The organism is Pseudundibacterium arcticum, assembly GCF_042646465.1.
In the GTDB taxonomy this organism is placed as follows: domain Bacteria; phylum Pseudomonadota; class Gammaproteobacteria; order Burkholderiales; family Burkholderiaceae_D; genus Undibacterium_A; species Undibacterium_A arcticum.
On record NZ_JBHRTP010000091.1, the window covers coordinates 18,046 to 39,509 of the forward strand.

The 21,464-nt window shown below is 54.1% G+C and carries 34 protein-coding genes and 1 pseudogene; 27 read left to right on the forward strand and 8 right to left on the reverse strand.

Annotated features, from left to right (window positions below; genetic code table 11):
* Positions 1 to 55: 55 nt before the first annotated feature.
* Positions 56 to 724, forward strand: coding sequence for a hypothetical protein (locus tag ACFOFO_RS23300; protein WP_390329476.1), 669 nt, complete (start codon positions 56 to 58; stop codon positions 722 to 724).
* Between the two features lie 365 nt (positions 725 to 1,089).
* Here the strand turns inward: ACFOFO_RS23300 and ACFOFO_RS23305 are convergent.
* Positions 1,090 to 1,389, reverse strand: a pseudogene (locus ACFOFO_RS23305) (UPF0182 family protein); the annotation flags it as partial.
* A 71-nt stretch (positions 1,390 to 1,460) separates the two neighbouring features.
* Between ACFOFO_RS23305 and ACFOFO_RS23310 the strand changes: the two are divergent.
* From ACFOFO_RS23310 to tnpB, 23 genes are all read left to right on the forward strand, one after another.
* The gene (locus ACFOFO_RS23310) at positions 1,461 to 1,760 is read left to right on the forward strand and encodes a phosphoribulokinase (RefSeq protein ID WP_390329478.1); all 300 of its coding nucleotides are present in this window, start codon (positions 1,461 to 1,463) and stop codon (positions 1,758 to 1,760) included.
* A gap of 187 nt (positions 1,761 to 1,947) precedes the next feature.
* On the forward strand, positions 1,948 to 2,088 hold the full coding sequence (locus ACFOFO_RS23315) for a type II toxin-antitoxin system RelE/ParE family toxin (RefSeq protein ID WP_390329480.1): 141 nt from the start codon (positions 1,948 to 1,950) through the stop codon (positions 2,086 to 2,088).
* A 114-nt stretch (positions 2,089 to 2,202) separates the two neighbouring features.
* Complete coding sequence (locus tag ACFOFO_RS23320) at positions 2,203 to 2,862, forward strand: site-specific integrase (protein WP_390329481.1); 660 nt, start codon at positions 2,203 to 2,205, stop codon at positions 2,860 to 2,862.
* Positions 2,862 to 3,080: a hypothetical protein gene (locus tag ACFOFO_RS23325; RefSeq protein ID WP_390329483.1), complete on the forward strand. Its 219-nt coding sequence runs from the start codon at positions 2,862 to 2,864 to the stop codon at positions 3,078 to 3,080. The genes ACFOFO_RS23320 and ACFOFO_RS23325 overlap by 1 nt, the downstream gene beginning before the upstream one ends.
* A 92-nt stretch (positions 3,081 to 3,172) precedes the next feature.
* Positions 3,173 to 3,424: a hypothetical protein gene (locus ACFOFO_RS23330; protein WP_390329486.1), complete on the forward strand. Its 252-nt coding sequence runs from the start codon at positions 3,173 to 3,175 to the stop codon at positions 3,422 to 3,424.
* 16 nt (positions 3,425 to 3,440) lie between these two features.
* Positions 3,441 to 3,707 (forward strand): hypothetical protein, encoded by a 267-nt coding sequence (locus ACFOFO_RS23335; protein WP_390329488.1) that lies wholly within the window; start codon positions 3,441 to 3,443, stop codon positions 3,705 to 3,707.
* Positions 3,708 to 3,715: 8 nt separating this feature from the next.
* Positions 3,716 to 3,949: a hypothetical protein gene (locus ACFOFO_RS23340; RefSeq protein WP_390329490.1), complete on the forward strand. Its 234-nt coding sequence runs from the start codon at positions 3,716 to 3,718 to the stop codon at positions 3,947 to 3,949.
* A gap of 14 nt (positions 3,950 to 3,963) precedes the next feature.
* Positions 3,964 to 4,206, forward strand: a complete 243-nt coding sequence (locus ACFOFO_RS23345) for a hypothetical protein (protein ID WP_390329493.1) — start codon at positions 3,964 to 3,966, stop codon at positions 4,204 to 4,206.
* Positions 4,207 to 4,214: 8 nt separating this feature from the next.
* Positions 4,215 to 4,526 (forward strand): hypothetical protein, encoded by a 312-nt coding sequence (locus ACFOFO_RS23350; RefSeq protein ID WP_390329494.1) that lies wholly within the window; start codon positions 4,215 to 4,217, stop codon positions 4,524 to 4,526.
* A gap of 21 nt (positions 4,527 to 4,547) precedes the next feature.
* The gene (locus tag ACFOFO_RS23355; RefSeq protein WP_390333061.1) at positions 4,548 to 4,739 is read left to right on the forward strand and encodes a hypothetical protein; all 192 of its coding nucleotides are present in this window, start codon (positions 4,548 to 4,550) and stop codon (positions 4,737 to 4,739) included.
* Positions 4,740 to 4,755: 16 nt separating this feature from the next.
* Positions 4,756 to 5,142 (forward strand): hypothetical protein, encoded by a 387-nt coding sequence (locus ACFOFO_RS23360; protein ID WP_390329497.1) that lies wholly within the window; start codon positions 4,756 to 4,758, stop codon positions 5,140 to 5,142.
* A gap of 12 nt (positions 5,143 to 5,154) precedes the next feature.
* Positions 5,155 to 6,069: a hypothetical protein gene (locus tag ACFOFO_RS23365; protein WP_390333063.1), complete on the forward strand. Its 915-nt coding sequence runs from the start codon at positions 5,155 to 5,157 to the stop codon at positions 6,067 to 6,069.
* A 93-nt stretch (positions 6,070 to 6,162) separates the two neighbouring features.
* Complete coding sequence (locus ACFOFO_RS23370; RefSeq protein ID WP_390329501.1) at positions 6,163 to 6,591, forward strand: hypothetical protein; 429 nt, start codon at positions 6,163 to 6,165, stop codon at positions 6,589 to 6,591.
* A gap of 132 nt (positions 6,592 to 6,723) precedes the next feature.
* Entirely contained in the window at positions 6,724 to 7,149 is a 426-nt protein-coding gene (locus tag ACFOFO_RS23375; RefSeq protein ID WP_390333064.1) for a hypothetical protein, read from the forward strand.
* Positions 7,150 to 7,169: 20 nt separating this feature from the next.
* Positions 7,170 to 7,622: a hypothetical protein gene (locus ACFOFO_RS23380; protein ID WP_390329504.1), complete on the forward strand. Its 453-nt coding sequence runs from the start codon at positions 7,170 to 7,172 to the stop codon at positions 7,620 to 7,622.
* A gap of 10 nt (positions 7,623 to 7,632) precedes the next feature.
* Positions 7,633 to 8,175, forward strand: coding sequence for a thermonuclease family protein (locus ACFOFO_RS23385; RefSeq protein ID WP_390329506.1), 543 nt, complete (start codon positions 7,633 to 7,635; stop codon positions 8,173 to 8,175).
* 19 nt (positions 8,176 to 8,194) lie between these two features.
* Positions 8,195 to 8,443, forward strand: coding sequence for a hypothetical protein (locus ACFOFO_RS23390; protein ID WP_390329508.1), 249 nt, complete (start codon positions 8,195 to 8,197; stop codon positions 8,441 to 8,443).
* An 11-nt stretch (positions 8,444 to 8,454) separates the two neighbouring features.
* Positions 8,455 to 8,790: a hypothetical protein gene (locus ACFOFO_RS23395; RefSeq protein WP_390329511.1), complete on the forward strand. Its 336-nt coding sequence runs from the start codon at positions 8,455 to 8,457 to the stop codon at positions 8,788 to 8,790.
* Between the two features lie 21 nt (positions 8,791 to 8,811).
* Complete coding sequence (locus ACFOFO_RS23400; RefSeq protein ID WP_390333065.1) at positions 8,812 to 10,023, forward strand: DUF4236 domain-containing protein; 1,212 nt, start codon at positions 8,812 to 8,814, stop codon at positions 10,021 to 10,023.
* Positions 10,024 to 10,092: 69 nt separating this feature from the next.
* Entirely contained in the window at positions 10,093 to 10,425 is a 333-nt protein-coding gene (locus ACFOFO_RS23405) for a hypothetical protein (protein WP_390329518.1), read from the forward strand.
* Between the two features lie 16 nt (positions 10,426 to 10,441).
* Positions 10,442 to 10,906, forward strand: a complete 465-nt coding sequence (locus ACFOFO_RS23410) for a hypothetical protein (protein ID WP_390329520.1) — start codon at positions 10,442 to 10,444, stop codon at positions 10,904 to 10,906.
* A gap of 173 nt (positions 10,907 to 11,079) precedes the next feature.
* A complete protein-coding gene (gene tnpA, locus ACFOFO_RS23415) occupies positions 11,080 to 11,499 on the forward strand; it encodes an IS66-like element accessory protein TnpA (protein WP_390333068.1) in 420 nt (139 codons plus the stop codon).
* Complete coding sequence (gene tnpB / locus ACFOFO_RS23420) at positions 11,496 to 11,843, forward strand: IS66 family insertion sequence element accessory protein TnpB (RefSeq protein ID WP_390329523.1); 348 nt, start codon at positions 11,496 to 11,498, stop codon at positions 11,841 to 11,843. The genes tnpA and tnpB overlap by 4 nt, the downstream gene beginning before the upstream one ends.
* Positions 11,844 to 11,910: 67 nt before the next feature.
* Here tnpB and ACFOFO_RS23425 read toward each other — a convergent pair whose 3' ends face one another.
* Positions 11,911 to 12,897, reverse strand: coding sequence for a site-specific integrase (locus ACFOFO_RS23425; RefSeq protein ID WP_390329525.1), 987 nt, complete (start codon positions 12,895 to 12,897; stop codon positions 11,911 to 11,913).
* 175 nt (positions 12,898 to 13,072) lie between these two features.
* Between ACFOFO_RS23425 and ACFOFO_RS23430 the strand changes: the two genes are divergently transcribed.
* From ACFOFO_RS23430 to ACFOFO_RS23440, 3 genes are all read left to right on the forward strand, one after another.
* Positions 13,073 to 14,110 (forward strand): DNA-binding protein, encoded by a 1,038-nt coding sequence (locus ACFOFO_RS23430; RefSeq protein ID WP_390333070.1) that lies wholly within the window; start codon positions 13,073 to 13,075, stop codon positions 14,108 to 14,110.
* Positions 14,111 to 14,263: 153 nt separating this feature from the next.
* Positions 14,264 to 16,168 (forward strand): ATP-dependent nuclease, encoded by a 1,905-nt coding sequence (locus tag ACFOFO_RS23435; protein ID WP_390333072.1) that lies wholly within the window; start codon positions 14,264 to 14,266, stop codon positions 16,166 to 16,168.
* A gap of 13 nt (positions 16,169 to 16,181) precedes the next feature.
* Positions 16,182 to 18,038, forward strand: coding sequence for a UvrD-helicase domain-containing protein (locus tag ACFOFO_RS23440; RefSeq protein ID WP_390333075.1), 1,857 nt, complete (start codon positions 16,182 to 16,184; stop codon positions 18,036 to 18,038).
* Positions 18,039 to 18,473: 435 nt separating this feature from the next.
* On the opposite strand, the gene ACFOFO_RS23445 is transcribed toward ACFOFO_RS23440, so the two are convergent.
* From ACFOFO_RS23445 to ACFOFO_RS23470, 6 genes are all read right to left on the reverse strand, one after another.
* Complete coding sequence (locus ACFOFO_RS23445) at positions 18,474 to 19,250, reverse strand: hypothetical protein (RefSeq protein WP_390329545.1); 777 nt, start codon at positions 19,248 to 19,250, stop codon at positions 18,474 to 18,476.
* Positions 19,251 to 19,565: 315 nt separating this feature from the next.
* Entirely contained in the window at positions 19,566 to 19,913 is a 348-nt protein-coding gene (locus tag ACFOFO_RS23450; RefSeq protein WP_390329547.1) for a hypothetical protein, read from the reverse strand.
* 15 nt (positions 19,914 to 19,928) lie between these two features.
* Entirely contained in the window at positions 19,929 to 20,201 is a 273-nt protein-coding gene (locus ACFOFO_RS23455) for a hypothetical protein (RefSeq protein WP_390329548.1), read from the reverse strand.
* Positions 20,202 to 20,218: 17 nt separating this feature from the next.
* Positions 20,219 to 20,428 carry a hypothetical protein gene (locus tag ACFOFO_RS23460; RefSeq protein ID WP_390329551.1) on the reverse strand — a complete coding sequence of 70 codons (210 nt, stop codon included), beginning with the start codon at positions 20,426 to 20,428 and terminating at the stop codon, positions 20,219 to 20,221.
* Positions 20,429 to 20,511: 83 nt separating this feature from the next.
* A complete protein-coding gene (locus ACFOFO_RS23465) occupies positions 20,512 to 20,748 on the reverse strand; it encodes a hypothetical protein (RefSeq protein ID WP_390329552.1) in 237 nt (78 codons plus the stop codon).
* On the reverse strand, positions 20,745 to 21,356 hold the full coding sequence (locus tag ACFOFO_RS23470; protein ID WP_390329555.1) for a hypothetical protein: 612 nt from the start codon (positions 21,354 to 21,356) through the stop codon (positions 20,745 to 20,747). Before ACFOFO_RS23470 ends, ACFOFO_RS23465 begins: the two co-directional genes overlap by 4 nt.
* Positions 21,357 to 21,464: the final 108 nt, after the last annotated feature.

The window sequence follows — 21,464 nt, forward strand, 5'->3', positions numbered from 1 at the left end:
CCATAAAGACAGGCATTGGCCGGTTACATCTAGCCCAAATCTAGCGGAGGAATACATGTCAGTCTTCAGATTTATAACATCAAAACAAGGCCGTACCCATGTCGTTACCATTACACTTCTTATTTTTCTTGCGCTCATAGGCTGCAGCAAAACTTCTGATCCTCCATCCTCAATTGCGCTTCGTCCGGAGCCTTCCTGGCAGAAATCCACTCGACTTGAAACGGCTGCTGAGGAACGCAATGTTCTATTTATTCGAAGATTTTCAGAGGATTGGACGTTCGAAAAACCGTACACGACGGTCAAGGCAGGTGATTTCGAGTACGTTGCAGGCGGCAAAATCAATTTTCGTGGGATGGTGATAATGACGTTTCGCGGCGAAAACATAGAGATCACACGAGGCGTTATATGCGACGGTCTGTCACACGACAAAAAGAAGGTTCGTTTTGGCTATCTCGACCTTGAAGAAATTCGAGCGTTCGAAGCAGGCATGGATAGAATGGCTTCGGGAAATGAGAAGCTTCTTGAATCGAATGGAGAAGCATTTTTCACAACCAAAAGCGGTGTTACCGTGAACGGCGACGGAAAAACATTTAATTTCCGATTATTGGGAATTAAGGACACCGAGGAGGAACTGAACGTCGCTGGTCTAAATAAGTCTGACTTGGCAGAAATCAAGATGAAGCTGGAACTGGCGCGCAAATGGGCAGAGAATCAAGGGCAATGATATTACATGTTCGAACTCAAAAACGGCAACTCGCGTCGTTCAACTGGACCGCTGGATAGCTAGCACGTTGAAGGTCAGCTTTGCGGAAAACGTATGTCGCCTTTGGGTCGAATTCGGCCTGTCGCGAATGACGCAGTTCGGCCACGTGCGGTCATTCAAGCCGGTCAAAACCTGGTGACTCAAACGACTCTGATAACTGATAGAAAAGCAGACCTTCGGCGTCCAAGATGCTTAGACAACAGTTCGGCCAATCCGGACCTTCGCGACCAAGTGCTAACCATCAACTGGCAACGTCCGCTTTCGGAAACGGAACGCGTACTCCCGACACATTGGGTTGAGTAGACGCTCTTTTAAATACACTCAGGTCACCTCTGATCCTCGGAACGGCCGGCGCCGAGCGCCTCGAGCAGCGGCCGGAGGGCATCGAGTTCCGAGCCGAAACCGCTCCAATCTCCCGCCTTCAATCGCTCGATGGCGCGGTCGTAATGGGCGAGTGCCTCGCGGGCGCGCGCGTCCGCCGTGCCGCGGGGCGGCGATGCCACCGGGACGGTCTCCTTGAAGAGCGCCGCCAAGGCTTCGCCCAAGGTCTCCTCCATCACCACACGGTCACCATAGGTGGCGATCACCCGCTTCAACTCGGGCAACTGACCGGACGCCGCGCGCACATTGGCTGCTCGGCGTCAGCACCGGCAACAAGACCGAACCGGGGACGATCCTCGCGCCAGAGGCGATCGACATGCTGGCCACCAAGCTACGCACGCCGCTACAGGTCCAGCTGCGCCTGACATTGGCCCTCGAAGCGGGCTACCAGACGGGCGAAAAGCCGGTCACGGCGGAATTGGTGGAGACGGTGCTGTCACGCCAGCTCGACGACCTGGAGCCGACGCTGGCGCGCCACGGCTACCGGCTCAAGGACATGACCGAGCAGTTTGACGCCAAGGCGGCGGAGATCCGCGCGATGTTCAGCAACCAGCTCGAACCGAAGCGCACGGCGGAGATCCGCGAGCGCATGCTGGCGGCAGGCTTACCGATATGAGTCGTCATTTGCAGTTAGCGTGAGCCGGCGCCCATGGAATGCAAGCCGGCGCCGTCGATTGCAAGCTCATTTGCAGATAACGTGAGCATGACCGCGCCGTCAGTTGCAGTTAATTCGAGCTGAAATCGGCGTCAAATGCACGACCGTTTTCAAATGCGAGCCGTTACACTATAGAAGGTTTCCTGGCATGGGGCGGCCTGGCCGAGTGATCGGTACTCGCGAGCTGGTCATACACCCCAACTACATCATTCCGTATCGGATGAGTGGGGACGTGGTTGAGGTCTTGCGCGTTCAGCATGTGGCACGGCGCTGGCCCCGGCGATTCTAAGGACGGGCTCCCGCTTTTCCGAGGACTGGCCACGTACCTTGCCCGAAGCCATGGTTTCAGGGTATCCTTTCTTCAACTAACTCTGAATAGAACCAAATCCGGCAAAGCATATTCATGGCAAAAGCACCATTTATTGAGGATCACCGATTGAAGCACATGCTCAAGATCGCTGCGGTGAGTGGCGAATTCCCGGTGCGTAACGTGGCCATGCTGACCACGATTTACGGCACAGGCATGATGCTGACAGAAATCGCTCGACTGCCGCTCAAAGCGTATCTACGGCCAGATGGCGCGGTCGTAGACGAATCCGCAGTAACCCCAGACGTCGCCTACAACGGCACTGAGCGCCCCCTGTACTGGTCGAATGCCAAGGTTACTGCTGCTATCGACAAGTACCTTGAATACCGCGTAGAACACCGTCACCGCGTCACCACGCGCAAGGCAGCGTACCGGGGGCTGGACCCGGAAGCGCCGATCTTCCTAACCGATGAAGGCGAACCGTACAAATTGACCGAGCGCCGTACCGGCACTGGGGCAGTCAGCTATTCGTGCGACTCCCTCAGCCAACTGTTCCGCAAGCTCCACCTGCAGGCCGGCATCGAGGGGGCAAGCGCGATGTCGGGCCGTCGCACGTTCGCTGTACGTTTAGCGCGCAATCAGATCGACTTGAAGCACATCAAGGTGCTGCTGGGTATGAAGACGCTGCGGGCCACCAAAAACTTGATTGACGCCGATCCTGTCCGCCTGGGCGCGATTGCAGCGGGGGTATTCTAATGAAGCCTGCGCAGTTCGACGCAATAGCGAAACTCATCAGCTCGCGGGAGCCGACAAAGAGCGCGGCCCGGCGCGTGCTGGTGGACGGGAGTGCGCCAGTGGATGCGGCGCGTGAATTCGATATTTCGCGACAGTCGGTCGGCAACACCGTTGCCCGGTTCAAGGCAGCGGAAGATACGATTTTAACGGCCTATAAACCAATTGAAAAAAGCGCTTGACGTACACGTTTAAACGTGTACACTGTGAAACGTAGAAACGCACCAGGTGCGTGCCAATTTAAGCCAGATATTCAGCATAACGAAGGAAACTCATGGCCATTATTAGGGCGGCAGTAGGCGAGAATTTGAAGGAGTTCGATGACGCATCCAGCTTGGAAGATGTTTGGGCATTCATCAACTCGCAAATGGCAACATCCAATACTGAGAGGGCCGTCGTTTTGATGGATGACGGTGGCGACACAATGGGGCAAATTTGGGACAGTTCGCTGTACTACGCTCATTGGGAAACACCGGTCAAGATGCGCGCCTACTTTAACTTGATCGGCTTCGACCAAAGTAACTAGGGAAAAAGGGGGAACTATGGTGTTTGTTTTGCTTCCGTTGATTGCTGTTGCGATTGTCTATGTCTTCCTGAATCGAGGTAGAAAAGCTGTTCGGGCGTTCTTTTATATCCTCGGTAGAAACGCAGGTGAAAGTGTTTTCGATGCGAATCGCGGTGCAATGCGTATAGGCTTCCACCGGGCATCGCAACATAATCTCGCAATGATCGATTGCGCAAATAAACACTTCGGCGGCAGTCAGCTTCGGCTCATTGGTGCAGCGCGCCAAGATGGCTTCACTCAATAGGAAAACCCATGACTTGGTTTGAAAAATGGTGGGGGAGCGAAAAGGATGAGCCAATATCCTTCTGGGACGTCGACACTTCTATCCCTCCACACTGGTCCGCTAAGCCTTTCCGATCACTTGCAAAAGTAATCCGTACAGACAAGAAACTACCGTGGTTTCAACGTCCAGTTGGCGTCGTTTCTCTTGCAATTGTCGAAAGCGTGATCGCCGCCGGTATCGCTAAACGACTGGGCTGGATTTGATTGAGGAAAAATCAATGAATATGACCTACACCGACGTTACCGACGCAACCGAAAACATGATTCGAGAGCTGTTCGCTACCGATGTGCCAATGCCGCCTGCGGAGATTCAAGTGCGCAGCACGCTAGCGCAATCCGCTCTGGACGCTTGGCTCACACATGCAAAGCCGCTTGCGTCCGGCGATACCCACAAAGGGGAGCATGACCGTCTCGCGGAGCTGGTCCGCGAACTGCCGCTAACTGCGCGAGTTCTGGCATAGGAAAAAACATGGCATCCATTCATTTGGTTGAACGTCTCAACAACGTTCGTAAGGTTTCAGCCAATCCACCAATTTGGGAAAGTGGCTATTGGGTGATCTCGGAAGAAACGGCTGATCGCTTGACCGGGGCGGACCTCTACTTACATTCAGGTCAGCTAGTAGCTTCTCATTTTGGTGGGAAAATCTTAGGTTATCGCATCCATCGAGACGGCACTGAGATTGATGGACGCGTAGTCTTCCGTATCGCGCCCAGCATTACACACAAAGGCGTCTTGACCGGCCGCGAAGGTTGGGGAAACGAGAAGAAGCTCGTCTGGTAGCGGGATCATAGGAAAATCGCAGTGCCAGTTACTGATCCAATCATCGTCGCCTTTGTATCCGGTTTACTTGCGCTGCTAAGCGGCTGCGCGGGAGCTGCACTCACGCGCCGCACCGAATATGATAAATGGCTGAGGCAAGAACGAAGTACCGTCTTTGCCGAGTTCTGGAGACAGCTATACAAGGCGAAAGTTGACGCCACCAACGCAATTTAAGAAGCAAAGGAAAAACATGCCAATCTTTCCAATGGTACTCGGCGTTACAGCGGCCGGAATTCTAGTCTTCGGGTACGCCCGTGGTGGGTTCTGGCTTGGGGCGCTTGCGGTTTTCTTGATATGGTGGGCCGACAATGATCGCAAGCGCTTGTCAGGTCGAATGCGCGAAGAGGAACTCATTGCGGCAAACGCTCCAGAACTGGTTGGCAAAGATTTCGTGGAAGCGGGCGCATATATTCTGCAGGCAATCGATACTTTTAAGTCAAGCACTCCGGCCGCAGCGCAGCAGCGATTTACCGAGGCACTTGCACAAGAACAGGCGGAGTGGGCAGGCCGTGGAACTCCCATGCCACTGTGGGCTACTCTTGCGTTGCTGCGCAAAACTGAAAGTGATCTGAAATAGGACGGAAACTGAATGATTACCATCAATACGAACAAGAGCGTCGTGCGGCTTGACGGGTGGGATGACCTGATTGGACGCGCAGGGTTTTCAACTAATCTAGATCCAGCAGAACACGACCTCGATGCGATCATCGGTCGCTATAACATTGGTGAACGCGTTCGCTGCGGCCTCTCTAACTGCCATACTTTGCATGCGAAAGGTTATCTTGTCTCCACCAAGAGCGGGCGAGAAACCAACATCGGAAAGGACTGTGGCAAAGCCTATTTTGGCGTCGACTTTGAGAACCTCGCAAAGCAGTTTGAGCGTATGAGCACCGAACAGGACAACCGCGAGCTTTTGTCAAATTTCAGTTTCAATGTGGAAGAATTGGACACTAAAATCCGCACCCTCCGGCACGGGCAACGCGGTGCGGACTGGGTGAATAAGCACAGTCGGTGTCTAATTGATCCGAACTCCCGAGTTCCTGTGGAAGTCGTTCGTGCGGTTACAAAGTTGGTAAAGGCAAACGCGAACGAGTTTTCTATCCAGCGTGAGGCGACTGATCGAGAGGTAGAAACCATGGAAGCGGCTCAGGGAAAAAAACTGAATCGCCCGCAGTTCGTTGACGAAGCTGTCGCCGTAATTTATGGGTTGGACGTTCTGAACCCGGAATACGACCTGCGAAAACTTCTAGTTATCAATGTGGAAGAGCCGCTGAAAGCGTTCCGCACATTGACCATTGATGAGTTGACTTTCGAGCAGCTTGCGTATTGGAAAAAGTGGGCAGTATCTGTCGAAGGCTCCCTAGAGTCGGCAGCGTTGGCAACCGCCGCCGGTCAGCGCCTTTTGACACGCGAAAACCTATCTCCGCTTTTGCGATTGCCTTCGTTGGAGAAGGGTGAGGATCGCGCCCTGTTTCAGGCCTACCTCGACACCATCACTATTTAGAGGAAAATCCCCAGCAGCACCCTATGCCAGCCACGAGCTAGCGTAGCCATTGAGAGGGGCGGCATGGTGCCGACTTGATAAGGACAGAAAAGTATGATCGACCACAAGATTCAGTTTTTCAGCTTTGACGAGGCGGTCCAGGCTGCACGTAGCGACCCTGGCACCGAACTCGTCGGCATAAAATTCGATGAGCCTTTCAGCTATTTGGGTGTGTACATCATCCAAATCTATGCCGATGAACCGGATAACGTAAACGTCTCCTACGAAGGCGGTGCCCTGTTCGACCCACTGGGAGAGGAAGACTTCTTTGACTTGGAGGATGCGCCTGCTGAGGCGAAGAAGCTGTTCTACGCTCGGAGAACTGATTTAGGACGCGGGCACGCCAATGTCATGGGACTGACAAGCGAATTTGTGCTTCAAGAAGTGCTGCCGGGACTCAGCGAAGATGCAAAGTACCGGGACCAAGCCCATTTCATGCAAGTAGCCGGGGCGGAGTTTCGCGCCTACTGGCGGCATGCGTAACGCATAGGAAAGTTGTGAGCGCCATTATCAGCCAATGCGGAACGTATCGCTAGCGTCGCACTTGTTACGCATCGTTGATGCACGCGCGTCAAAATCAGGGGTGCGCCCCTAGAAGTCGAATCAAAGAAAGCCATGGATATTCAAATTCCCCTGATTGGAATCCTGATACTGATCTGCATCGGGCTTTGGGCACGAGTCGCTAGCTTGCGTGATCAGGTGTTCCTGTGGCGAAAGCGCTGGATTATTGAGCGTTTTGGCGTAGGAGTGGAAGGAAACAAAGGCGATTACTTCGTGACGTTCCAGTACACAAATGGAGTGAAGTGTCTCATCTTTGACAAGAGTGCTGACCGCTTGGCCGGCCATGGTAGCCCAGTGCGGCAGTGGAATAACTTTATGGGCCGAGACCCCTTTTCGGTAGACTGTGACTTACCGGAGGAGAAGGGGGTTGGGCTTCCAGAGAATCCTGAGAGAAGCAAAAGAGCATGGATCGCGGCTGGTCCCGGTCTCTGCCGGCTTCCTCCCGAGTTGCATGAGAAAGCAGCAATTCGGCAAGATTGAAATCTTCAAGGAAACCGACCTTGAGCATGAAAAACAATTATCTCTTGAGGCGCAACGGGAGAAATCAGTTCGACGATCGAGAGGACAGACTGCTGCCTTCAAATATGGAAAGGCCAGCACCAACCGATCGTGACCGCGCCATGTGGGTCATGCACCGTGAATTTAATGAAGCAGTGGTGCGCGAACATGGGGCGGCCTGGTTAAGTTCGTTTGCTGGCATGTCGAAAAAGGACGTGTGGTCGAAGTTATGTCCGCGCGGTACGCCGGCTCTCTCAACGTTCAGGTCCATGGCGCGGGAATATGCGTCGTTTGATGAATTTATGTTCTTCTGGATGGTTAGCAACAAAAGGCAGTCGCTTGCGCTGCTTGGAGTGCCGACGGTGGATATCAACGAAATAATGGAGCGATTCACAGAATGCGGCCGATATTACGTTGCGTATGGCCAGGGGAAGCGTATTTTTGGTACTTCTTAGGAAAACAACGTTGAAAAAATTGCTCATCATTCTGGCCCTAGTCACGGTGCCGGCGTTTGCAGATCAGGTTATCGGCATTGCCGACGGCGACACGCTGACGGTACTGCATGACCGCAAGCCACTGAAAATCAGGCTCGCCAACATTGATGCTCCTGAGAAGAAGCAGGCATTCGGCGAGCGATCCAAGCAATCGTTATCTGACCTGTGCTTTCAAAAAGATGCGACCTACACCGTCCAGAACATTGATCGATACGGCCGCTCGGTTGCGGTCGTTGCGTGCGAGGAAGTCGAAGTGAATCGTGCACAAGTCGAACGCGGGTTAGCCTGGGTCTATGCACAATACAACAAAGATGGATCGCTACCGAAGGTCCAGGCCGAGGCGAAATCGGCTCGGCGGGGGGTATGGACTGACACCAATCCAACACCGCCTTGGGAGTTCAGGCATCCGAAAAATCGTGCAGAGAGAGTTGCAGCCAATGATGCCGAGTGCCACACCGGGCCGCGTGGCGGACACTACCGCATCGTCAATGACCGGAAGCAATACGGTTGTTAATGCCAATTAAAGGAAAATCATGGCACATCAAGTCTTGGAAGGGGTGACGTACGTTCACGCCGCAGCGAAAGACTGCACGGCAAGCGCGACCGCGCCGGCAATGTACGCTGTTGGCGATACGGTTCGTGTGGACCGCGCCGATGGGACAGTGCTCGATGTCGAATTGAACCTGGTCGACGTCGCCCAGGGTAATTTTCAGGGTACCGTCAAGGCGAGTTCGGCTGAAGATGTTGAACTCGATGACACCGTCTCGTTTTACTTCAAGTAGACCGGAAAAATATGCAGGGCTACGTGAAGGTACTGGCAGCCGCGATTGCTACAGTCGCTTCCCTTGAAGCTGCAGCTGCGGAAACCAGTTTGACTTGCAGCGACCGCGAGGGCGCAGTGAAACGAGTTGTATTCGATGCAACCAAGACGACTGTTGTTATGGATGGCGTCAAGATGGTTGATGTGTCTGCTTCTCAGCACGAGATCCGTTTTACGCATGATCTGGGCGTGGCTGGGCGCTGGAAGGTGAGTATCGACCGAACAACTGGCCAAATGATTATCGGCATCCCTGGATCGAGTATGAACCTTGCTCCATTGCAGTGTGAGAAAGCTAGCCAAAAATTCTGACGGATACCTCAAAGGAAAATCGTGGGAGTTCGTTTTCGTAAATCGATCAAGCTTGCACCGGGAATTCGTATGAATTTCAGCGGTAGTGGCATTGGGTGGACTATCGGGCCGCGAGGCGCTTCGGTCGGAATCGGGAAACGCGGGGCACACTTAAATACCGGCATTCCTGGCACCGGACTGTCGAATCGCACCAAGCTGTCTGGGGGGGTGAAGGGGGCCGCGACCACACCGGGACCCAAGCGAACGGTGGCGATCAAGGTGATAGTGGATGACGACGGCAACATCTCATTCAGAGATAGCGAAGGCACCCTTGTATCGCAGACCGTCATTGACGCTGCAAAGCGACAGCAAGGTGACAAGATAAAGGGATTGATCCAGGAAAAGTGCGACGAGATCAATGCGCAGATCGATGCGTTGGCCGAAATTCATTTGCATACGCCGCGACCCGTGGCTCCGGCAATCATTCCAGGTCGATTCAGCAGCGAGATGCCGCGCGCGCCAGTTGCGAAGAAGGCAGGATTTTTCTTTCGCCTTTTCAAGTGGTACGTAGCCAGGATCGAGCGTGAAAACCTTCGTATACACGACGCGCACAACGCCGCCATGGAGGAATGGGAAGCGCAGCGGACCGCCTTCCAAGTGGAGCAACAGGGGCGGGAACGTTACATTGCTCGCGTGCTGGCGGGCGAACAAGAGGCAGTGGCACAGTATTTCGAGGAGTCGCTTCAGGACATTGTCTGGCCACGAGAAACCGAGGTCGATTATGATTTGCACAACGATGGCACCATGTTCCTTAATGTCGACTTGCCAGAGATTGAGGACATGCCGACCAAGACTGCGAGCGCACCGGCACGTGGCTATAGGCTGACGGTCAAGGACATGAGCGCAACGGCGGTACAGAAGCTATATATGCGTCATATTCACTCGATCGGATTCAGGATGATCGGTGAGGTATTCGCGGTGTCCCCGGCGATCAAGACAGTGATTTTGTCGGCGTATTCCAAGCGGCCATCAAAGACAACCGGTCAGGTTACCGACGAATATCTATATTCGGTACGGGTTGCAAGAGCTCAGTGGGAAAACATCAATTTCGACAACCTGGCTCAAATCGATGTGATCGATGCGCTGGCTCGGTTTGACTTGCGCCGCAACATGACTAAAACCGGGTTGTTTAAGAAAATTGAACCATTTTTGGATTCGGCTGCCGCAGCGTCGAGCGAGCGCGATGAAACATAAGTTGCCGTTGAATTCAATGCGCGCTGCGACGGTACGTACATCACAGCTTAGTTAGCGAGGAAAATCGCTATGTTTACTTTTCTCAGACGTGTCTTTAATCCTGGTGCCGCGCACCTGGACAACCTACTCGCAAAACACGCTGCGAGCGTCGCCAGCCGGTTCGATGTGGTGCGGGATGGCATCGTTTACACTTTTGAAGAACATAAGAGTGGGATCACATACGTTTATGCTGCCCGTCGCACCAAGCCGTATAAGCGCGCGACGTTTCAGGTGGAGAACAAGGCCGAGGCGGTCGCATGGCGTGAGGATGGGGTGGTTCCTGCAGGCGAAACCGCCGATCTGCTGCGCCAACTGCAAGCCGGAACCTGGCCGAAGTCGCGTAGCGTAGACGACATTTTTTAACGTACTGGAAAACGACATGACGCCTGAGCCACATTGGACCGCGTATCTGTCTGCGCTCCTTACGCCAACCGTAGCATTATTCGGTGCTTACATCGCATACCAGCAATGGCGGCTCAACCACCATAAGTTGAAATTGGATTTATTCGAGAAGCGTTGGAAGATCTATTCCGCTACCCATGACGCGATGGCTGTATTCATCAATGGGTCTGAAGACGACAGGCGTGAATACTTTGTAGAATTCCAGCGACGGATCATGGATGCTCGATTTCTCTGTTCCGAGAATACGGTCAAATTCCTTGAATCTGTCCGCGATCGAATTTTCCGTTTGATGGATGCCGAGCGAAAGTTCTCCAAGCTCGTTAATGACGCGCCGGAAAGAACCAGCACAATGAAGCAGATTACTGACGAAACGGATGGCCTACGTTCGGAACACAAATCGCTCGTTTCCATTTTCAGCAAAGAGCTTCAAATTACCTTCTAGGAAAAGTATGAACCCAGTACGGGCGGTTGAGCGAGCAGTTGCGCTGCTGCGGCCGCGTCAAGCATATTCGATGATTGACGCGGCCATGTTAGTAAGCGACTCATTAAGGCCGTCTGTACATCAGATCGTTGACGCTCCAAAGTAGTGCCCACCAAATAGTAGTGGGGACCACTTTGAATACAAGCATCAAACCAGGTAGCCGGAAAGGTCGACTCAATTACGGAATCGATTTCAAGAAACAATTGGCGATCGCGGCCTGCGAGCCGGGCGTGTCAGTAGCGCGCATCGCGTTGGATAATGGCATTAATGCGAACATGCTCCACAAATGGCGCCGTGCACATCTTGCCGGCGCCCTCGGTGTCGTGGAACGCCCGCAACAGGATTTTTTGCCGGTGCGCATTGCTCGTTCTGTCAACGAATTGGTACAAAGCCCGGCACACGCGCCGTCGCGTCAGGCAGAACTCACCGTGCCGAAGCTGCCCACGCCAAAGCCCGGTGTCATCGAAATCAGATTGGGCGCAACGACCCTGCGTCTGGAAGGTGCTGTTGATGCAGTAACCCTGGCGCAGGTGCTGTGCCACCTCCATCCATGATCGGCCTGCCCGCCGGAACACGGATCTGGATTGCCGCCGGCGTCACCGATATGCGCTGCGGCTTTCAGGGACTCGCTGCCAAAGTGGAAACGGCGCTGGCGGCAGATCCCTTCAGCGGTCATGTCTTCATCTTTCGCGGTCGCCGCGGTGACGTCATCAAGTTGTTGTGGGCCACCGGCGACGGCCTGTGCCTGCTGGCCAAGCGTCTTGAGCAAGGCCGGTTTGTCTGGCCACAGGCCACCAGCGGCTCAGTGTATTTGACACCGGCACAGCTCTCCATGCTTCTCGAAGGGATAGATTGGCGGCAGCCGCGACGCACCTGGCAACCCACATCGGTGTTGTAAACTTCTTTGAGCTTGCGTAAACTCCGCGCATGCCAATCTCCTCGACGCTCCCTGACGACATCGACGCCTACACTGCGCCGCCAATGACTTCGGCGCGGCGGCCTTCGGCATCGCCGACAACCCCGTGGGCTTCACCCGTGCGGTACCGCGCAAATGGATCCGCGCCCTCTAGGTAGCGTAGCGCCGACTGCATATTCTTCCAGCCCACGTATTCCATCAGCGTCTTGATGTCCCAGCCATTCGACGCGGCCCACTGCGCGAAACCGCGCCGCAGCGAGTGGCTGCTGTACTGTGTCGCGGACGCGATGCCGGCCCCGGCGAACAAGGATCGCAGGAGCGGCACCAGGCTGTTGATGTGGAGTCCCTCAGTGCTTATATTTCCCCAGCGGTCGATTCCGCGGAAGACGGCCCCCTCGGTCAGGATGGCCAGATCAACCCAGGCTGCATATGCGGTGACTGGGCATAGTCGCGCAAGCGCCGGCGCCTTGAAAGTGGCTCCCCTGTAGCTGCGATCGCCCTTGGTCTGCGACAGGAAGCATGTCATCCCCTCGCCGGGCACGACGTTGACGTTTTCGACACGCAGCCGCGTCAGTTCGTCACCGCGAAAGCCTCGCCAGAAGCCGAGTAGCAGCAAGGCCTTGTCGCGCGTGTGGCGCAGCTGCGCTGGACGGTCGCCGGCGGCCGCCGCGACGGCGACTGCCCGGTCGAGCCATTGCGTCGCCTGTTCAAGCTGATCAAGCTGCAGCGGCCGCGCGCGCTTTTCCCGCGCCGGATGCAGCGCCTGAATGCCGCGGAAGACCTTGCGCACCACCGGCGCCTTGGTCGGATCCGAAAACCCCTGATCGATGTGCCATTGCGCCAGCGCGGCCAGGCGCTGGCGCAGCGTGTTGATCGCGAGCGATTCGGCGTGGTCGACCAGGTAGCGCGCGATCGCATCTGCCGTCGCCGGCAAGAAACCGCCCCACTCGACCTCGAAATGACGCGCCGCCGCCTGGTAGCTGCGCCGGGTGTTGTCCCGGGTAGCGGCGTGCAGGTAGGCATCGAGCTTGCTCATGGCGTTTTACTTGGGTTGGCTGGCCAGTACAGGCCGAATCAGGTAAATCATACGCTTTTTCGGCGGTCACCTATTATCCAATCTCATCTCATTATCAAAATAACCTTGAATTGCGGAAGTAAATAGTATGTAATTACATGGTATGTAATTCATTACGATATATCAAGGAGAGACCGTGGCACGCACCGGACTATATAAATCGGATGTCAAAAAGGCGCGCGACTCCTTGCTCGCTCAGAGCAAGAATCCATCGGTAGACGCGGTACGGGTGGCGCTCGGCAATACCGGCTCGAAAACCACGATCCACAAGTACCTCAAAGAATTGGAAGAGGAGGGCGGCGGTACTGAGGGCCGCAAAGCGTCGATCAGCGAAGCATTGCAAGACTTGGTGGCACGCCTGGCCGTACAGTTGCAGGAAGAGGCGAACGCCCGCATCGATACCATTCGAGCGCACAGCGCCGACAAAGAGAAGCAACACTCAGAAGCGCTGACTGCTCTGCAAAAGGATCTCCATGTGTTGAGCGGACAGCTGAAACAGGCGGAAGCAGCCATGCACCAAGAAGCAACAGCACACAGCCACACTCGCGAGACACTGCAAAGAGAAACAATTAGCCGTCATACCCTAGAGCAGCAAGTGACTGATCTGAAAGAACGCCTTGCCGAAAACGAGGCACACCGCCGATCGCTCGAAGAAAAACATCAGCACGCGCGCGATGCGCTCGAGCACTACCGCCAATCGGTCAAGGAACAGCGCGACCAGGATCAGCGCCGGCATGAGCAGCAGATCCAACAGCTACAGGCCGAGATGCGTCAGTTGCAGCAAAGTTTGATCGTCAAACAGGATGATGTGACGCGTTTGAACCAGGAAGGCGCGCGCCTCGTAGCTGACCTCGCCCATGCGCAAAGTGCCTTGTATGATCAGCAGACCCGTGGGCGGCAGTTTGAACAAAAGCTGGAAGCACTGCAGGCGGTCGAGCAGTATGGAAAAGCCGTTGCGGCGCGGCTCGCGGATAAGGAAATCCAGACTCAAGCGCAAAGAGAGCAGCTCGAATTATCAAACGCTAGGGTGGGCGCACTGACCAGTCGGGTACGTGATCTAGAACTGGCACTGGCGGCGGCGGATGCGAAACTTGCCGCGCAACAAGGCGTCGCCGCTGAATTGCGCGCCTATCTGGATGGCCGAGACCGAGTATCCGAAAATCAGACCAACTGAAAAAATTCAAAATAATTGAATTAAGTTACATGATTAACGCCATTTTGGCGAAAAACCGCAATCCAAGCCGCCTCTCAAATACAATTCGAACGATACATCTGCCGATGCTCCGGATCCATTGATGAGAAATACAATATAAATAGGGGAGAAGCGTTGAAGCTAAGCCATCTAAAAATTGCAAACTTTCGTGGAGTTCAGTCCGCAACGTTGTTGCTTCCGACACACACGGTATTGATCGGCGACAACAATACGGGCAAGACTACTATCCTTGAGGCCATAGACTTGGTACTTGGTCCAGATCGGCTTAACCGAACACCTCCGATTGATGAACATGATTTTTATCAAGGAAAGTACGCCGAGGCATCACCTACGACTGCTTCGCCGGTGGCAATCCAACTTGCAGTTGCTGCCGGGGCAACCGACGGCGGTACCGCGGTAGCTGCTGCAGGCGGTGCGCTGGCCGGTGCCGCTATACCTGGCGTTGCAGTTCCAGCCCCCGCGGCGACAATAAATGCGTACCGGATCGAAATCGTAGCTACTATCACCGAACTCTCTGAAGAGCAGGTGGCTCGATTTGGCGATTATATTGAGTTCTGGAACACCGATCTCAATACGATGACCGGCGGTGCCGTGCTTGCCGAGGTGGACGCGGCCAATAAAACGCCAGCACTTCGAGTCACCTTTCATGGCTGGTACGATCCCGAAGAAGACGATTTCGAAGCCAAAACCTATTTCAGCCGAAGCCTGGAAGAGGGCGGCGCGCCCGTGTTCTTTTCTCGGAAAGACAAGCAGATTTGCGGCTTTCTTTATCTGCGCACTATTCGTACTGGGTCAAGAGCACTTAGCCTTGAACGCGGCAGCCTGCTGGATATCATTCTGCGCCTAAAAGATGTGCGGCCGCAGATGTGGGAAGACACGATAGCTGCGGTCGCTAGCTATTCGGTTGCAAGTGACCCAGCGTTGGGGCTTACGGGTGTTTTAGAGAGTATTAATACCGCGCTGAAAAACTACGTACCGAAGGAGTGGGGGATTGAACCTCACCTGAAAGTATCTAATTTGACGCGCGACCACTTGCGCAAGACAATTACTGCCTTCATTGCAACGGGTGAGGGAGCGCATGCCGCGCCGTTCTACCGGCAAGGTACAGGAACGATCAATATGCTAGTCCTGGCGATGTTAACAATCATTGCCGAAGACAAGCAAAACGTCATTTTTGCTATGGAGGAACCGGAGACAGCTGTTCCACCCTATGCGCAAAAGCGGATAGTGCATGAAGTCCGGCAACTAGCGTCGCAGACGATCTTTACCTCACATTCGCCTTATGTGCTTGAAGAATTCGCGCTGGAGGAGACCGTTGTACTCACGAGGGCCGGCGGCTCCTTGCGGCAGGCTACGATTTCCCTACCTGACAGTATCAAGCCAAAACGCTTTCGCCAGGAATTTCGCACGCGATTCTGCGAAGGCCTACTGGCCAGGCGCATCCTCGTCGCGGAAGGAGCATCGGAGGCGGATGCCTTCCCCGTCGCTTGCCGGCGCCTGGCAGAACTGAGGCCTGATGTGTATTCGCCGTTGGAGGCGCTGGGAATCTGTACAGTCGACGCCGGCGGAGAAAAAAGCATTCCGGACCTGGCCAAACTGTACCGCGATCTGGGGAAACGTACATTTGCGATCTGCGACATGCAGTCCCCGGAAAATTGGACGCTTATTAACGCGCAAGTCGATCTATTGCTGATGCACGGAGAAGCGGGGATTGAACATCTTGTGCTGAGGAATACTACGGACGCGGCCATGCGTCGTTTCGTTGCATTGATCGAATGGCCCCCGCATCTTATTCAAAAATATCCGATACCGGCTGATCAAGCGCAGGCCGCGCTCGACGACTACTTCAAGGGAACAAAGGCTGCCTGGGGAATCGCCGACTTCCTTGCACAATGCAGCGAGGCTGAAATACCCCAATGGATTCGTGACGCATGCATGGCGCTAAAAAAGGCGTGTACAACTGCTCCAGCAGCAATAGAAGAACTGGCTGCTGCCGTGGCATCAGCACCGGCTAACTAGTAGGCAGATGGGGATGCAGCTCAGTGAACAACAGTTAGGCATCTTGGGAGCGGCGGGGCACCTACTCGTGATAGGCGGACCCGGTTCCGGTAAAACGACTGTGTCGATCTTGAAGGCCGCCCAGATTGCAAAGGATGAGTTACGACCCGGCCAGAAAATTCTGTTCTTAAGCTTCGCCCGAGCTACTATTTCGCGGGTAATGGAAGCAATTGAAGAAGAACGGGATATCGCCCGCGAGCAGAAGCAGCGAATTGATGTCGACACATACCATGCGTTCTTTTGGAGGATCCTGAAAACGCACGGGTATCTGCTTAGCTTGCCAAGGAATATCTCTATCTTGACACCGGCGGCGGAAGCGATAGCGCTATCGGCGATTCGCAGTCAATTTGCCATTGGCAGGAAATCGACATTGACGGACGCTGAAAAAGAGAAAAAAAAGGAGCAGCGTAAAGACGCAGAAGCAGCTGAGCGAATGCGGTTGGCACACAACGAAGGACGTATTTGCTTCGACCTGTTCGCTAGCTTTGTCAGTGCGATTCTTCACGGGAGCGACCGCATTCGACAGATCATCGCGACGATGTATCCGGTCATCATCCTGGATGAATTTCAGGATACCAATGCGGGTCAATGGCATGTGGTGGAAGCCCTTGGGCAATACAGTAGGCTGTTGGCGTTGGCAGACCCCGAACAGCGGATCTACGACTGGATAGGAGCCGATCCTGAGCGTCTCAATCATTTCAAGGCGGCTTACGAGCCGTCTGAATATGACCTGCAGGGTACCAATCACCGAAGTGCCGGTACCGATATTGCTCTGTTTGGAAATCACGTTCTAACCGGACAGTACAAGGATGGCGAATATAGTGGCGTGTGCTTCGAGACTTATGATCCGGCCGAAAAGGTTGCCATGGCCAGGCTCGTAGTGCTTACCTACGATGCACGCACCCGGCTAATCGAAGCCGGGATAAAAGATTGGTCGATCGCCATCCTCGTTCCGACCAAAAAAATGACCAGGATTGTGTCTGACGCTTTTCATGCCCCTCCGGCGGGATTGACCAAGGTCTCACATGTTGCGACCATAGAAATGGAAGCGGCCATCTTAGGCGCCGAGGTAATCGCTTTTCTGATGCAGCCTGATGTAGACGGGCGTCATTTTGAATTGTTTATTGGACTGATGCTTGACTACTACCGGGGCAAGGGCGGCGACTCACCAACACAGGGAGACTTGCGCGAAGCAATTAGTTTACAGGATGCCTATCAGGAGTGGCTCACTCGACGCGCTGTAGGGCGCGCGGTACGCAGCAACAGCATTCTCGCTGCGATGCGGGATGTTTACGAACAGACCCGCTCGGTGGCTTTGGTGGGCGATCCCGCTCACGATTGGCTCACCATCCGCAATATTTTGTCAGCCGGGGCGTGCGCACGGTTGAAGGGATTGGCCGAAGAAACGCGGAATATTCGGTTACTCCAACGAGGTACGCAATTACGAGACCACCTGTCTCAGGATTGGCGCGACAACGGCGCCTATGCCAACGCGTTGTCAATTACTCGGCAGGCGTTCATAAGGGAGCATTTTTCTAGCAATTCAAAACCGGAGTCCGGTGTCGTCGTGATGAACATGCACAAGGCCAAGGGCAAGCAGTTTGACGAGGTAATTATCCTCGATGCGTGGCCTCGCATGGTGAAACGGGAGATCGTCGCCAATCCCGATCGCTTGGTTTGGAACAATGAGCGAGCGAACATAAACGACCAGGCATGCCAAAATTTCCGAGTTAGTATCACCCGAGCCAAGCGGCGTGTGACCATCATGACGCCCAAGAATGATCCTTGTGTTTTGCTGCACGGCAGAAAATTGCCGACGGTATCCATATAGCGCATTACTACTGAACCACTGGTACAAGTAACGCGACCATATACATCCTCGACACAATTCTCGATCGTTTTCTAGCGGATTGCGAGACGACAGACAATTGTGTGGCTGTACGACGAAGTAATGTGCCGACTTACTGCAAGGGCCATGGGAATAGTATCTCGAGACTGAGGGGATTTCTGTCTGCGGACTGGTGAGTAAGGCACGGCCGACCGGATAATAGTACTGATTTTCATACTTTGCTGCGATTGAACGAAGTTGAAGATTCAGTTCCAGAAAAGTGGAAGATTCACTTCGGAGAGCTGTAAAAAGCAATCAGTTATACTATACCCCCTATTACATAACCTCCCTTCGCATAATACACGTTATGTAAAGTACTATACTCAGTACTGTATATAAAATGCTGACAGATTCCGAACCTTCTTCTTCCCGAAGTGCTCACCTGGAACGATTCGCAGCTGCCTTAAGGTCTTTTAACCAAGCTTTTTCGAACCACTCAGGCAACTCGCCAACTGGATCATCGACAATCTTTGGGGGGACATCGTTCCAGAACGCCACGATGGCAGCCGAAAAGCCTTGGATCTGCTCCTCCGTCACTTTGAGGTCCCTGTGATCCCTGAAATCCATGTCCAGCGGGTCATCGAAGCCCTTGAGTGGATTGTCGATGTACTCCGGGTAGCACCGCTTCAGATCTTGGAACGAGCCTCCCTCGCCGTGCTTGTAGACATTTACTACCAAACGGCACGCGTCAAGCGTTCGGTAGTACGGCCTGCTTCGAATATCCCAACCTAGGCAGGCAAGCAGATCAGCCAGACTGCCAAAGTTCTGCGACCAAATCTTAGCGCGAACATCAGCCCCGCTATGCCAGTGCAGGATCTCGCGCGTCATCCAATCGCGCAACTGTTTGTCCCACTCATGGAACATGCCGGCAACGACGCTCAGGCGCGTGTTGTCGCGCATGTCGTTGAGCAGCTGGTAATGCGCGATGCCCTCTTCCTGGGCCGCCTCGCAGAAGGCTCCAGGGTCGTACCGATCTGGGTCGAAGCGGTGGCTGTTGCGTTCCAGCCAATCAGCAGCGGCTTTGTCGGCTTCACTCTCAATGTCGTCGAACTGAGATAGCAGGCGTCTACGCGCTTGGTCTACATAAAACTGATGACCTTCAATCAACAATTGCCGAAATGGCTCCCACATTTGGAACAGCACATATCCGCTCACAAATCGACTCCTTCGGTATTCAAAATTCTTCCGGCCTTCATGGGTGTTACGGCTTGAGTTACAAACTGGCAGCGAGTCACATTGGACGCCTCGTAGCATGCCTTCCTTTCAAGCTAGACACGCTACGGCGCCACGGTGCTCGATACCTGAATTCCACGAACGCGTCCGTCGGCAGGAGTGCTATGTACTCGCAGGGGGCGCGAAGTTAAAAGGACTAGATGCACATGGTAATGAAAGCTATTACTCGCCGAGGGATCTGGTCCCATGTACTGACCTACTCGTGTTTGGCTAAAGGAAAATCGCTCATGTCAATTTTCAAAGTATTTGTTGCTCTATGGTTCCCCTATAGTGAAGCATCGGATTTTTGCCGGTCAATACATCCTGAATCGCATCTGCCCAGGTTCCGCCGTTCGAGTGCTGTTCTTGCTCAATCTGCACGCGCAGACTGTCAGTCATCCATTGCTGAACATGTGTGGCAACGTCGCCTATGTAAGCCACGAAATCGCATAATCCAGAATCAAAGAAAGCAGCAGCAGTTTGGTACAGGTTATCTACGGCCTCACTATGGGCGCTGGAAGTTAGACGAATCTCCAAAACTTCATCCGTTCCACGGCGACGAAAAAGCACCGTATTTGCAGTTAGCGTTCGCAATTGGTATGCCATCGATTTATCCCTTTCTTACTGCATGGAATTGAATTGGGCTGCGATCAAGGGCGAGATGCCGCGCAGTGTCTTGTAGCGCCTCTCGACTTCGACAAGTGAGCCGAAGTCCTGAGCGTTGCCAAGTGTGCGCCACGCACGCGTTGATGCGTTTTCCACGACCACACGCCAACCTTCGCCGCGACGGGTCAGGGTGAAGATGCTGCCCCGACCGCTGGTCCTGAAAGTATTTTCGTCGATACATTCGATAATCATCTTGTCGTTTTTCGGTATGTTTCGCGCCTGCCGCACGACTGGCGCCAGGTTGTTTAGGCTACTAGGGCCGCTTCGGCTTCTTCGTCGTAACGGTCTTGATATCCACTGTTGAATGCTTTCAGTAAATCAATACTGGAACCGATTACCGACGTTTCGATCAGGCTCATGCAGTTTTTATCCATCGCTGGCGCGCGGCTACGGTTTTCTTGTGCTGCGACGTAGCCAAATTTGTATGCTGCTTGGATTTTTTCTGCTGAGTTCATAATGTTTTCTCCAGTGTCCGGCGCGCTTGGTTACGCTGCACATGACCCATTATAATCTATTTATCGTTGAGCGCAACATAAAATCAAACTATTTTCGACGCGACTATTAATGCCTGTTCGATGGCTCCGCGATCACTACCATACCGTTCGGATAAAGTCGCAAGGGCCAACGCCGCCTCCGGGGACAAGCGCACCCGGCTCAAAATTCGTCCACCGGACGCAAGCAAAGCCGCTTCCAGCTCTTTGCCGCGCTCGGTCGATGACTTGGCCTTACCCGTTACTGGACGCCCTCTGGGGGCCACTTTTTTCTGTACTGTCATTTGCAGCGATTTTCCTTGGGTTCAGGGCTTAGTAGCGGTAGGCGCGGCGGATGTCGCCACGGGTTTTTTTGGGCGGCGTCATACGCATCGGCGATCTTGGCCAGCTCAGCGAATTCCCCCTCGTCCTTGGCCCGCGTGGTGGCCAGCGTTGGGCTGTAATTCGGATGAGTGCCTTCGACGATCTCCTTCAGGGATTCGGACCCGCTGTGCATTCGCACCAGCTCATCGATGCTGCGTTCGGCCACACGACTCCACGCGACCACCGACCATTCAGCAACCCAAGGATCATAGGATCCATCTTCGAAGTCGGTCATGCGTTCTGCGTAGTCCCAGCCACCAACAAACGAGACGGTGTCCACATGGGGAAAATTGGCAATGACGTGACCGATCATGCGATTGAACTCGGCAGCAGTAGGCGGCTTGCCGGTGTAGAAGTTTTCGCTGAGCGGTGCCACGAGCCCTTCCTTGTCGTTCAACGTATTCATCCAGACACCACGGCTGCGATAGAAGCCTTTGCCACAGTCCTTGCGAGCTTCGCGCTCGGCTTCGGTGCGCGCGATCTTGATCTGCTCTTGCAGTTCAGCGAACGTCGTGTGCAATTTTGTCATGTTCATCTCCGGATGCTTGCGGCGCACAACGCGCTGCCCATGCTTTACATCATACACTATTTATCGTTGAGCGCAACGCTTATTTAAAATGTCTTTGCAGCAGCCACA

What these genes read in the sequence shown, in the direction of transcription:
- ACFOFO_RS23350 (WP_390329494.1), top strand. Translation starts at nt 4,215, where the DNA reads ATGGCATCCATTCATTTGGTTGAACGTCTCAACAACGTTCGTAAGGTT.
- ACFOFO_RS23365 (WP_390333063.1), top strand. Translation starts at nt 5,155, where the DNA reads ATGATTACCATCAATACGAACAAGAGCGTCGTGCGGCTTGACGGGTGG.
- ACFOFO_RS23300 (WP_390329476.1), top strand. Translation starts at nt 56, where the DNA reads ATGTCAGTCTTCAGATTTATAACATCAAAACAAGGCCGTACCCATGTC.
- ACFOFO_RS23405 (WP_390329518.1), top strand. Translation starts at nt 10,093, where the DNA reads ATGTTTACTTTTCTCAGACGTGTCTTTAATCCTGGTGCCGCGCACCTG.
- ACFOFO_RS23360 (WP_390329497.1), top strand. Translation starts at nt 4,756, where the DNA reads ATGCCAATCTTTCCAATGGTACTCGGCGTTACAGCGGCCGGAATTCTA.
- ACFOFO_RS23395 (WP_390329511.1), top strand. Translation starts at nt 8,455, where the DNA reads ATGCAGGGCTACGTGAAGGTACTGGCAGCCGCGATTGCTACAGTCGCT.
- ACFOFO_RS23340 (WP_390329490.1), top strand. Translation starts at nt 3,716, where the DNA reads ATGACTTGGTTTGAAAAATGGTGGGGGAGCGAAAAGGATGAGCCAATA.
- ACFOFO_RS23440 (WP_390333075.1), top strand. Translation starts at nt 16,182, where the DNA reads ATGCAGCTCAGTGAACAACAGTTAGGCATCTTGGGAGCGGCGGGGCAC.
- ACFOFO_RS23330 (WP_390329486.1), top strand. Translation starts at nt 3,173, where the DNA reads ATGGCCATTATTAGGGCGGCAGTAGGCGAGAATTTGAAGGAGTTCGAT.
- ACFOFO_RS23335 (WP_390329488.1), top strand. Translation starts at nt 3,441, where the DNA reads ATGGTGTTTGTTTTGCTTCCGTTGATTGCTGTTGCGATTGTCTATGTC.
- ACFOFO_RS23375 (WP_390333064.1), top strand. Translation starts at nt 6,724, where the DNA reads ATGGATATTCAAATTCCCCTGATTGGAATCCTGATACTGATCTGCATC.
- ACFOFO_RS23465 (WP_390329552.1), bottom strand. Translation starts at nt 20,748, where the DNA reads ATGACAGTACAGAAAAAAGTGGCCCCCAGAGGGCGTCCAGTAACGGGT.
- ACFOFO_RS23310 (WP_390329478.1), top strand. Translation starts at nt 1,461, where the DNA reads ATGCTGGCCACCAAGCTACGCACGCCGCTACAGGTCCAGCTGCGCCTG.
- ACFOFO_RS23460 (WP_390329551.1), bottom strand. Translation starts at nt 20,428, where the DNA reads ATGAACTCAGCAGAAAAAATCCAAGCAGCATACAAATTTGGCTACGTC.
- ACFOFO_RS23370 (WP_390329501.1), top strand. Translation starts at nt 6,163, where the DNA reads ATGATCGACCACAAGATTCAGTTTTTCAGCTTTGACGAGGCGGTCCAG.
- ACFOFO_RS23320 (WP_390329481.1), top strand. Translation starts at nt 2,203, where the DNA reads ATGGCAAAAGCACCATTTATTGAGGATCACCGATTGAAGCACATGCTC.
- tnpB (WP_390329523.1), top strand. Translation starts at nt 11,496, where the DNA reads ATGATCGGCCTGCCCGCCGGAACACGGATCTGGATTGCCGCCGGCGTC.
- ACFOFO_RS23325 (WP_390329483.1), top strand. Translation starts at nt 2,862, where the DNA reads ATGAAGCCTGCGCAGTTCGACGCAATAGCGAAACTCATCAGCTCGCGG.
- ACFOFO_RS23315 (WP_390329480.1), top strand. Translation starts at nt 1,948, where the DNA reads ATGGGGCGGCCTGGCCGAGTGATCGGTACTCGCGAGCTGGTCATACAC.
- ACFOFO_RS23410 (WP_390329520.1), top strand. Translation starts at nt 10,442, where the DNA reads ATGACGCCTGAGCCACATTGGACCGCGTATCTGTCTGCGCTCCTTACG.
- ACFOFO_RS23450 (WP_390329547.1), bottom strand. Translation starts at nt 19,913, where the DNA reads ATGGCATACCAATTGCGAACGCTAACTGCAAATACGGTGCTTTTTCGT.
- ACFOFO_RS23425 (WP_390329525.1), bottom strand. Translation starts at nt 12,897, where the DNA reads ATGAGCAAGCTCGATGCCTACCTGCACGCCGCTACCCGGGACAACACC.
- ACFOFO_RS23345 (WP_390329493.1), top strand. Translation starts at nt 3,964, where the DNA reads ATGAATATGACCTACACCGACGTTACCGACGCAACCGAAAACATGATT.
- ACFOFO_RS23390 (WP_390329508.1), top strand. Translation starts at nt 8,195, where the DNA reads ATGGCACATCAAGTCTTGGAAGGGGTGACGTACGTTCACGCCGCAGCG.
- ACFOFO_RS23470 (WP_390329555.1), bottom strand. Translation starts at nt 21,356, where the DNA reads ATGACAAAATTGCACACGACGTTCGCTGAACTGCAAGAGCAGATCAAG.